The sequence below is a fragment of the Nitrosomonas sp. Nm34 genome (assembly GCF_900113925.1).
In the GTDB taxonomy this organism is placed as follows: Bacteria; Pseudomonadota; Gammaproteobacteria; order Burkholderiales; family Nitrosomonadaceae; genus Nitrosomonas.
On the sequence record NZ_FORD01000037.1, the window covers coordinates 17,402 to 27,024 of the forward strand.

At 42.0% G+C, this 9,623-nt stretch carries 9 protein-coding genes and 1 pseudogene; 6 read left to right on the forward strand and 4 right to left on the reverse strand.

From position 1 onward, the window contains the following. Positions 1 to 21: 21 nt before the first annotated feature. Entirely contained in the window at positions 22 to 1,824 is a 1,803-nt protein-coding gene (locus BM283_RS12740; RefSeq protein ID WP_090693693.1) for an ABCB family ABC transporter ATP-binding protein/permease, read from the forward strand. Between the two features lie 178 nt (positions 1,825 to 2,002). On the opposite strand, the pseudogene tnpA reads toward BM283_RS12740, so the two are convergent. Then, positions 2,003 to 2,427: pseudogene (gene tnpA / locus BM283_RS12745) on the reverse strand (IS200/IS605 family transposase); the annotation flags it as partial. A 322-nt stretch (positions 2,428 to 2,749) separates the two neighbouring features. Between tnpA and BM283_RS12750 the strand changes: the two are divergent. Together BM283_RS12750 and BM283_RS20620 are read left to right on the forward strand one after the other, a co-directional pair. Then, positions 2,750 to 3,694 carry a cadmium-containing carbonic anhydrase gene (locus tag BM283_RS12750; RefSeq protein WP_090693695.1) on the forward strand — a complete coding sequence of 315 codons (945 nt, stop codon included), beginning with the start codon at positions 2,750 to 2,752 and terminating at the stop codon, positions 3,692 to 3,694. 475 nt (positions 3,695 to 4,169) lie between these two features. Beyond that, positions 4,170 to 4,328: a transposase gene (locus BM283_RS20620; protein ID WP_175492131.1), complete on the forward strand. Its 159-nt coding sequence runs from the start codon at positions 4,170 to 4,172 to the stop codon at positions 4,326 to 4,328. A gap of 222 nt (positions 4,329 to 4,550) precedes the next feature. Here the strand turns inward: BM283_RS20620 and BM283_RS12760 are convergent, their stop codons facing one another. Then, complete coding sequence (locus tag BM283_RS12760) at positions 4,551 to 5,393, reverse strand: hypothetical protein (protein WP_254776356.1); 843 nt, start codon at positions 5,391 to 5,393, stop codon at positions 4,551 to 4,553. Next, positions 5,344 to 5,520 (reverse strand): hypothetical protein, encoded by a 177-nt coding sequence (locus BM283_RS18915; protein WP_175492132.1) that lies wholly within the window; start codon positions 5,518 to 5,520, stop codon positions 5,344 to 5,346. The genes BM283_RS12760 and BM283_RS18915 overlap by 50 nt, the downstream gene beginning before the upstream one ends. 536 nt (positions 5,521 to 6,056) lie before the next feature. Between BM283_RS18915 and BM283_RS12765 the strand changes: the two genes are divergently transcribed. The 3 genes from BM283_RS12765 to BM283_RS12770 all read left to right on the forward strand — a co-directional run bounded on the left by BM283_RS12765 (position 6,057) and on the right by BM283_RS12770 (position 7,197). Then, on the forward strand, positions 6,057 to 6,497 hold the full coding sequence (locus BM283_RS12765) for a J domain-containing protein (protein WP_090693699.1): 441 nt from the start codon (positions 6,057 to 6,059) through the stop codon (positions 6,495 to 6,497). A 240-nt stretch (positions 6,498 to 6,737) separates the two neighbouring features. Then, positions 6,738 to 6,950 (forward strand): hypothetical protein, encoded by a 213-nt coding sequence (locus BM283_RS18190; protein ID WP_139225275.1) that lies wholly within the window; start codon positions 6,738 to 6,740, stop codon positions 6,948 to 6,950. Between the two features lie 28 nt (positions 6,951 to 6,978). Further along, positions 6,979 to 7,197 (forward strand): hypothetical protein, encoded by a 219-nt coding sequence (locus tag BM283_RS12770; RefSeq protein ID WP_090693701.1) that lies wholly within the window; start codon positions 6,979 to 6,981, stop codon positions 7,195 to 7,197. A gap of 1,195 nt (positions 7,198 to 8,392) precedes the next feature. Here the strand turns inward: BM283_RS12770 and BM283_RS12775 are convergent. Further along, positions 8,393 to 9,604 carry an ISL3 family transposase gene (locus BM283_RS12775; protein ID WP_254776357.1) on the reverse strand — a complete coding sequence of 404 codons (1,212 nt, stop codon included), beginning with the start codon at positions 9,602 to 9,604 and terminating at the stop codon, positions 8,393 to 8,395. Positions 9,605 to 9,623 lie beyond the last annotated feature (19 nt).

A 9,623-nucleotide genomic window follows, 5' to 3' on the forward strand; every position in this document is an offset into this window, starting at 1 on the left:
TTGGAAAAAAACCTTTAACTCATGCGCGCCACACCTTCGAATAAATTACCTTCCAGCCGTCATGATTGGAAAACTATCCGCTCGCTCTTGCCCTATTTATGGGAATTCAAAGGGAGAGTCATTGCTGCTTTAATGTTACTGCTTCTGGCCAAACTTGCCAACGTCAGCGTGCCTTTAGTACTGAAAGAAATTATTGATACGCTTAATCAACCCCTAATCACCTTACCGTTATTTCTTTTAATTACTTATGGTATTTTACGCTTTTGCAGTACCTTATTTGGCGAACTGCGTGATGCTGTTTTTGCCAAAGTCACACAGCGTGTAATCCGACGCATAGCCATCAAAGTTTTTAGTCATTTACACGCCTTATCACTACGTTTTCATTTAGCACGACAAACCGGCGGAGTATCACGCGATATCGAGCGCGGTTCGCGTGGTATATCTTTCTTATTGAATTTCATGCTGTTCAATATTCTGCCTACCCTACTGGAAATCGGGTTGGTCATGCTCATTCTAATTAGTCGGTATGATATCTGGTTTTTTATCATTACCCTGCTCACATTGCTAGCCTATATTGCGTTAACGCTCTTCGTCACCGAGTGGCGCATGATTTTCCGCCGCACCATGAACGATATGGACTCCAAGGCTAATACCCGGGCGATCGACAGTTTACTGAATTACGAAACGGTTAAATATTTTGGTAATGAAACCTTGGAAACTCAGCGATATGATGAGCACTTACAACAATGGGAAAAAGCAGCAGTTCGCAACCAAACCTCTTTGGCCGCGTTGAACAGCGGGCAAAGCGCTATTATTGCAATTGGAATGACCTTCCTGATGCTGTTAGCAGCCGATAAAGCCATCACTGGAGAAATGTCATTGGGTGATGTGGTTTTAGTCAATGCTTTTCTATTACAGCTTTATATGCCTTTACATTTCCTTGGCTTCGTTTATCGTGAGATCAAGCATTCCCTGGCAGACATGGAAAAAATGTTCAGTTTATTGGACGAGCGCCAAGAAATAACGGATCAACCAAACGCGATTGAACTTCAAGCCAATTCTGCTACTGTTACGTTTGAGCATGTGGGCTTTAGCTATGAAATCAATCGCCAAATCTTGTTTGATGTCAATTTCAGTATCCCTGCTGGACACACTATTGCAGTGGTAGGACCTAGTGGCTCAGGAAAATCAACGCTCGCACGTTTGCTTTTCCGTTTTTATGATGTCACTAATGGCAGGATACTTATTAATGATCATGATATACGCAACGTAACACAAGAAAGCCTAAGAGCAATGATTGGGATTGTGCCGCAAGATACCGTCTTATTTAATGAAAGCATCTTCTACAACATTGCTTATGGGCGCTCAGATGCTACCCATGAAGAAATCCTTGCTGCAGCCAAGTCAGCACATATTCACGACTTTATTGAAAGTCTGCCTGATCAATATGAGACACAAGTCGGCGAAAGAGGGCTTAAGCTCTCTGGCGGTGAAAAACAGCGGATTGCTATTGCGCGTGCAATTCTCAAAAAACCAACCATACTTATTTTTGATGAAGCTACATCAGCGCTAGATTCAAAAACAGAGAAAAAAATACAAAGAGAATTGAAGCAATTAGCCAAGAATCGTACTACGCTCGTTATTGCACATCGTCTTTCTACTATTATTGATGCTGATCAAATTTTAGTCATGGATAATGGCTACATAGCCGAGCGCGGAACCCATCAACAGCTTCTTACGATAAATGGTATTTATGCCCATATGTGGGAGATTCAGCAGCAAGAAGAACTGATTCTGCCTCATGAACATAAAATGATAAACTGATTACCCCGGCTATCACGTAAAATTGAAATCAAAATCAAATATTAATAAGTGTTTTAGCTTACGGTTCGGTACTTCAATGACATCAGTGTATGTAGTTAAATCACCTCCGGCAAAGCCGGAGGCTTATTACTGTTAGCCCCTCAAAGGGGCAAGAATTGGCGCCACCTAAAGGTGGCATCGACATACCAAGCTTGAGTTGATCATAGTGCTCATCCTCTTTCTCTTGGTGCCGAATATATTCTCTGACCATCTCTTCATCTAATCCTACCATGGATACAAAATAACCACGTGCCCAAAAATTTTCACCCGTGAAATTCCTCGATTTCCCCATAAATCTCCGCGCAATCGATATGGCACTTTTCCCTTTGATATATCCTACTACGTAAGATACCGAGTACTTCGGGGGAATACTAATGCATATGTGTACATGATCAGGCATCCTTCTACTATCTGACAGTTTTTCTGTGCAGCTAATTCGTGAAATACTTTTCCCAGGTGTTTTCGTATCATTCCGAATATCACTCTCTTCCTTCTTTTTGGAATAAATACGACATGGTACTTACAGTCCCATGTCGTATGGGTCAAACTCTGATAATCTCTCATTTGATTCTCTTAGCTCTTGATCAAGCTAAAAGAATCACGGCGACCGTATCACACGGTCAAACCTTTAATAGTCCCCCGGCATAGCCGAGGGATTACCTTATTTATTTAGAACAGCAAATAGATTACCTTGTACTCTTTTTCCATAAGAAAGCCAGCCAGCTTTAGCTTACCGAATCATCATTTAATACATGGGCAATCTCTCCGCAGCCACATGATAAATAAATCCTCTCATGATCTAAATTTCCCCTATTTAGTATTTCATGCAAAATAATTATCAAGTAATATTATACGAAGTTAGCTAACCACAAGGGAGGGTAAGAGCATGTTTGAAAAATTGAGAAGTATGGTAAGATTTTTAGATAGTGATTCTAAAACAGATTTAACAAAAAAAAGTGATAATGACCATATGACACAATTCATGACTTTAGGTAACTTCAGCTTAGGAATGGGAAAAATTGGCCCCGCCAACCGAGAGGATATTGATAAACAAATATTAAATATGATGTATGAACGTGTTGCAGCAGGCGATTTCAACATCCCAGTAGAAAGTAATTTACCAGAAATTTGCGTAGATGGTCGCACAGATAAGAATGGTAGCCGTAAGAGAGCTCCATCGGCTGCGGGTGGTACACTTAGCATAGTGTACGGATTTGATCTTGGAAATTCTGAGTCCGTGGATAAAAAAACAGAAACAGAACTTACAGCTGAAGTAATAAATATCCTTAAAAATAAGAAGCACACAACAGCTGTTCATGGCGATGATCATAGCGATTGTGGTTGTGGAGCATGCGCAAAGGCTCCGGACATCTATCGGTATATCATTAAGGAAATCGACGCTATTGCCACCTTAACCAATAATTATGGTATTTCTATCAGTGATACAGAAAAAGCATATGTTACTAAGACAGCTGCGAAACGCTTGAATCAGTCAGGTTTTTTTGCTGAAGATCGCTCCTCAGTTATTGAAGCTGCACGAAGTCATGGTGCCGATTACGAAGAATTAGTTGACGCTCATAATGAACTTGGCATCGCACTAAATGTAAAAGTTGGCACTACTGTTGATCGTGCTGCAATTCGTCGTACGTTTGGCCACCAGTATGATCTATTCGTTGTTGACGCATGGACTTTTGACAACGCTGCTCGGGAACTCAACGCAGAAAACCATCCCGAAGTTGCTGACCGTGTTTCTAAAGCAATTACTATACAAAATGTAGCAACAGCCTCAATCTTAGGGCATTCCTCTTTACCCATAATCCCTATTAAATAGAAATTATAAGATAAATAACCCTGCTGTAAATAGCGGGGTATTAAGAGTAGTTATTAGTTATCCTCGTATAACTTATTGTAGCTTTGCTCTTCGGGTCAGTCGTACTTTAACCGTTCTTTTTGAATAACCTTTTATCCACGACTCTTAATCTACAACTATTTCTCACATGAGAGTAATAACGAAATATTTTTTCAGCATATCAATGCAAATTATGTGAGCATATTTATGCTTGCTTGTATATTAATAGAACAGCACCTTATTCTATCATCAGCCACCTCAGAAATAATTAAAACTAAAAAATATCAAATGTAAATTGGTTTTTTGAGCTCAAACTATATCTTCATCAATGACCAAGTAGAATTACTGGGAGTAAAAATTACGGCACGCAATGTGGAGGACTAAGATCCGTTACCAGAGTTGACGCGCTCTTTGTTTAGCAAATTCTCTGACCGGGTCTACTTCTCCCAGTCACTGTTTGACAAACTCCCAACTCCTGTTACATAAGCGTTCGATCATTGAGACTGCCAATGATCAATTGAAGAACATCTCGCAAATCGTACATTCTTGTCACCTTAAGCCATTTAACCTAAATCCCTCTTTTAACCCGAATTGGAGGCTAAATGAAAGTAAATAAAAGGTTGGTGAATCGATTATTGGCGGATTTTTGGGTCTGGCGGCGAAGATTTTGTCGATAATGTAGCGTACCAAGGCAGACCAACGTTCCATTCTTGGCCACTGAGGTGCATTTGCCAGAATGAAATCAAGACCTTACAGACACTGCTGATCATCGTTTTGATTTGATCACCGGCCACGTGAGTTAATGTAAGCAATAGTCGAGATTGACCCGAATGCCGGGTCAGGCGGGCAACCCCGTTAAGTAGCAAAGGACGACTGGTAATCGCTTCCAGATGTGTTTTGGGGTGTGCCAGGCGAACATACCAACTCCACCAGTTATAGGTGAGCGCGACTGCTCGTGCTGATCGATCTCTTCCATTTCAGCCATCACGACTTCATTGCCAAAAGCACTGTCGCCACGCACCAGCGCGGGACGCTTTTCAGCAGCAGGCCCTTCGATCAGCTGCCGTAGACGAGGTAGGCTATGTTTGGCAGCATGAGATTTACCGCTTTGCACTTCGACCTCCAGTACCAGCCTAACATTACTGATCCAATAGGTATGCAGAGTGTGGCTTGGTCGTCCCGGCTTTCTGGGGTTGTAGCTGATCTCAGCGCCTGTTTGATGGCCATACGACAGCTTGACGCTGCTATCAGCATCGAGAATCCAGGCGGCGGTATTCAAGGCTTCACCAGTACTCTCGCTGAGCGCTGTATCCATCCAGCTTGTACTCTTCACCAGCTGAGCCAGGCGGGTAGCGCGTTGCGCCTCATCGCAACGTTTGAGTAAGCCTGGCGCAAGCGCGCTCAGCGCGCGACGCAAGCTCTCATCGCTGACAATCTTGCTCATGCCAAGTATCTCAGGAGCCACTTCATCTCCCCATAGCCCGGCGATGTGGGCATAGCGTCGCTGCCCATCAAAAATGGAGAGCAACCAGGTACCCAGTAAATCAACCACCGCAGGGGCATTAGGACTCGTGTAAGGCAGCGGGCATCCTTCTACCCAACGGGCAAATAAGCCGGTGACCTCCAGGAATTCAGCAAAAAAATGCCAATTGACCCATGGCTGAGGCGCTTCCGTTCTCATCCCAGCGCACGTGAAATCGACCACCAGGGGTCGACAAACACAACTCCTGTGCAGATTGCTCCATCTCCTGCACGGCGTTACCCTCCGCCTTTACCACTGCTTTTTCCTCAAAATCCTTTTCACCCATTGGGTGACTCCTTTATTCAGCCATAAAGTCTTTACGGTACTATGTTTGCGCTTGTTTTTATAGGTTCAACTGAGGAAAATATGTTAAATCGTTTTATTTTGTTATAAACTGATTGATCACTAGTTCGTAAGGGCCGAAAACCCATTGCTGCGATAAAAAAATATGTTACGTTTAATTTAAGAAATGGAGGTTTCTCAAAAATTAAGTCAAAGTAACGTTATGTAATAGTTTTTGCGTATTTCAGCTAGCGCAAAAATCACCTGATTGCGAACAATCAGGCGTAAGTGTTGGATAAATATCGTGTTTGTTATGCTCTGTCTCCCCAAAAATTTAATCAGAGCCTTTTTTGCATGCATAGCCTCATTGTTTTTTCTAAAGTGCTTAAAAAGACAGTTAGCTTGCTGATGAAAAAATGAGGTTTCGGGGCTGGCACTAGTTAATAAACCTAATAAACGTAGCAATTTTGTTGCAGTTATATTGTCATAAGCATAAAAATTGTATGGAAATTACATAGTTAATTGCTAGACTCAACTCACATGGCTAAGATACATACCCACTACGATAACCTTGAGGTGCCACGCAACGCTTCACCGGAGGCGATTCATGCAGCATACCAAAAACTTTCCAAAAAGCTTCATCCAGATAAAAAGCAGGAAAATACCGAGACTGCTAGAATCATGTCGATTATTAACACTTCATATAAAGTGTTGTCCGATCCTGACAAACGCCATAAACACGATCAATGGATTGCCACAATGGAAGCAATGAATGCGGTTAATAAGCAAACGGGTCAGGCATGCCCCACAACCACTCAGCGTTCTGCTGACTCGGTTGGTAGCATAACTTTATTCAAGTCATTTCTGCCAAAATTCGGTTTTGTTAAGTTGTTTGTTATATGGGCATTTTTTTACATCATCGGTGTTTTTATCTTATTAGGCGCTCTTTGGTTCATTTATAGCGCAGACAATTTTTTTTAAGAAAAAACCCCATCTTTTCATAGCCACAACCACATCAAGCTTGCCCTGCACTAGTCCGCCTTGAATATGTCAAACTTAGTTAGCCCTAATATTGTACGAGCATCAAAAATAGGGGCCAATTTGCCAAAAATTCATTTCTGAAATATAGATCGGTTTAATAGCGTTATTATCTTATCTAAATTCTATTTTCAAGCACTTTTAAGCGCGATTGTCCTGTTGTATCTCATCCACCTAATTCGAATGCGTCTTATCCACAATGGCAGCAGACGTGATACAGCCAAGCCTACCCGCGGCGGACGACGGCACGAAAATCTTTCGCGTGAAGAAGAGGTTGCTTTTCTAGCGCCTTTTATAGAAAAAGCAGCGGCAGGGGGTATTTTGATGGTGAACTGGATACACTTATTCTGCCTCAGGTTAATAGCCATTGCATGTAGATATTTCTGGATGAAGTAGCGGCACGTTACCCCAAAACCGGCTTATCATGGCACTCGATGGGACAGGATGGTATCGTAGTCATACCCTTAAGCTGCCACATAATCTGCGTTTACTGATGCTGTCACCCTCCTCACCGGAAAACAATTCTGTGGAGAATCTTTGGGATGAGTCACGAAAGGAATCATTGCACAACTGCGTATTCGACAGCTTGGACGCACTTGAAAATCACCTGGAAGCAGTAATGCAGCATGATAACAGATCGTGAACGTACCCAATCTATCGTTGCATGGCTCTGGATTATAAATTCACCTACGAAATAGAAATAGAATTATATAAGCCATTGCCCTCACTCGAAATGGAAGCACCATTTGTGCCAGAGCTCTCATCGCACCAACTCATTTCATCACCTAATTGGTGACAATTTCGATGACCCTAATTCTATCGGATCGCTTATGTAGCGAGGCATTCTTTATTTACAATCCTTAGATCGCAGATCTTGGCAAACGTGTGATCGCATACCGTGCGCAACAATGCTGCATCCTCTTGCGTATTTACTCCCTCTCTTATAACCCCTTATACACCTCCTCAAAACTCATTTTCCTGGTCCGTAGTAATTCCTTTATTCGCTTAACTTGAAGTCCTCTTTGTATTTCCTCTTAAGCCAGACAAATCTCGTAATACAAATCCAGACAAACTCGAGCAGTTTATTTGTTCTTTATTCTCTACATTGATAGAAATTAAATCTTTACAAAAATAAAATATTGTGAAAAAATTGTGAACAATATGTGAAATAATAGTAAAATATTTGTAAATATTATATAAACAAATAAAATAACCTATTATTTTGACTATATATTTAATCTCTTCGGGCCAAATTCCTCGCCCTTTCAGGGCATTGAAACAGGAACCGCGGCGGCCCTGAAGGGAAAAAACGACGCAACATCATGCTACCCAAGGTGAAAATAGTCGTTTTTAGGTCATCGCCGCAGTTTTATTAATTTAAATTTATGAGTGATTAATTTAAAGAGGAAAATTATTATGAGAAAGAAACAATCTAAAACCTATTCTTTAACTATGTCTATGATTCTTGCAGCAATGTTAACTTTGCATGGATGGTTAACTTTGGTCGCAATTAGCTAAAAATAGTAACAAACTAAGATTTCATAACATTATTTTTTAACATCAATTGGATTAATCTCCCTGCTGTGTTGTGTGAGGAATCTTATTTAATGTTTAACCAAAAATTCTGATATCCGATAAAGAACGAAAGGTTGCACATAATCTGAAAAATAAAGATTTCCACAAAATTGAGTAAAACTAGCGCAAATAAATAACTTTCCCCCGGCAAAACCGGGGGATTTTTCGTTATCGTCTAAATTTAAGACGATGTTATTAGCTGTTTTTGGTGTATTTTCAGCAAAAAGACTTCATACTTCGGCTGAAATTTAAAAAAATAGGTTCTATGTGAAATACCGTGGGTAAGTAAACTGAAGCTTTCCACATAAAAAGTAAATCATATTGATGAAGTTGTTAATATTCCGGTAACCTCTGGCGGGCCGTTTGACAAGCTGAATCTTGTGATTGATACCTTCAAGAAGGCCATTGGTCAGACGGGACTCGACAAAGTGAACAATCCCGCTCCAATGAGAAGTGACCGTGTTAGCGAAAGCCTGGAAAGCTGGAATGCCGGCTTGATTGACCTCATTGCACCATTGCGTAAGAAAAGCGTGCGCACTGAGTTTATCTGGCATGCTCCACAGATCATTGAACAGTATTTTGAGGCGGTAGGCCTCTCCCAAGGTAGGATAGAGGCGAAGCATGCTGGTTAATTGTTGCTGTTGCGTCTCTGAGAGTGATTCGGGGTTTCTTAGAAAAATGTATTGGTGGCCTTTAAGCGCATCGTGTTCCTTGCGTTCGGCTTTGCGCACTGCATCCATTGCTTGATTGAGCAGCTTGACGATATGGAAACGATCAAAGGTAATCTGTGCACCAGGGAAAGTATCTTTGACGCCGGCAATGAAAGCGGGCGATAAATCCATGCTGACCTGCTGAATTTGCTCTGCCTGAGCCCCTTTTGCTTGCAAATGTCTGCTAATGGCTTGAACGGCTTGTTTGCCTTTTCCTTCATTCACATAAATCACACGTTCACTTTCCATATCAACTCCCACCGTGACATGGTTATGCCCTTTGCGCGTGGAAGTTTCATCGATACCCAGCTGTCTGATAGCAGAAGGATCATCTGCACGCAGCGCTTTGCCTACCCAATGGTTGAATATCGTCCAGATGCGTTGTGGATTAACTTGCATTAGCTCAGCAACACGATTGACCGGCATTTCCCGTTCAATCATGGCCAAAGCCAAGGCTTCAAACAGCAAGGTAAAACCACTGTTGGCACGTGTCCACGGTACCGCTACATTAATTACCTTACCTGACGATGTCTTGATGCGGGGAACGGCACAGTGCAGATAACAAGTATGCTCAAAGAAGTTAAGGTGATTTCCGAAAAAGGCTATTCCCATTGAGGTATAATGGGGCTTCCACTTGCTCAACCACTGAGCTTGATCATGCTGTTCGCCTCCGCCCCGACAGTTGCGCTCCTGAGCACGTCCCAAATAGAAGACCTGAGACTGGCAAGTTCGAAAATGCTCGGAGCGGAACGCCGCTCCTTTCAGGCGGCGATGACGTTGAAAT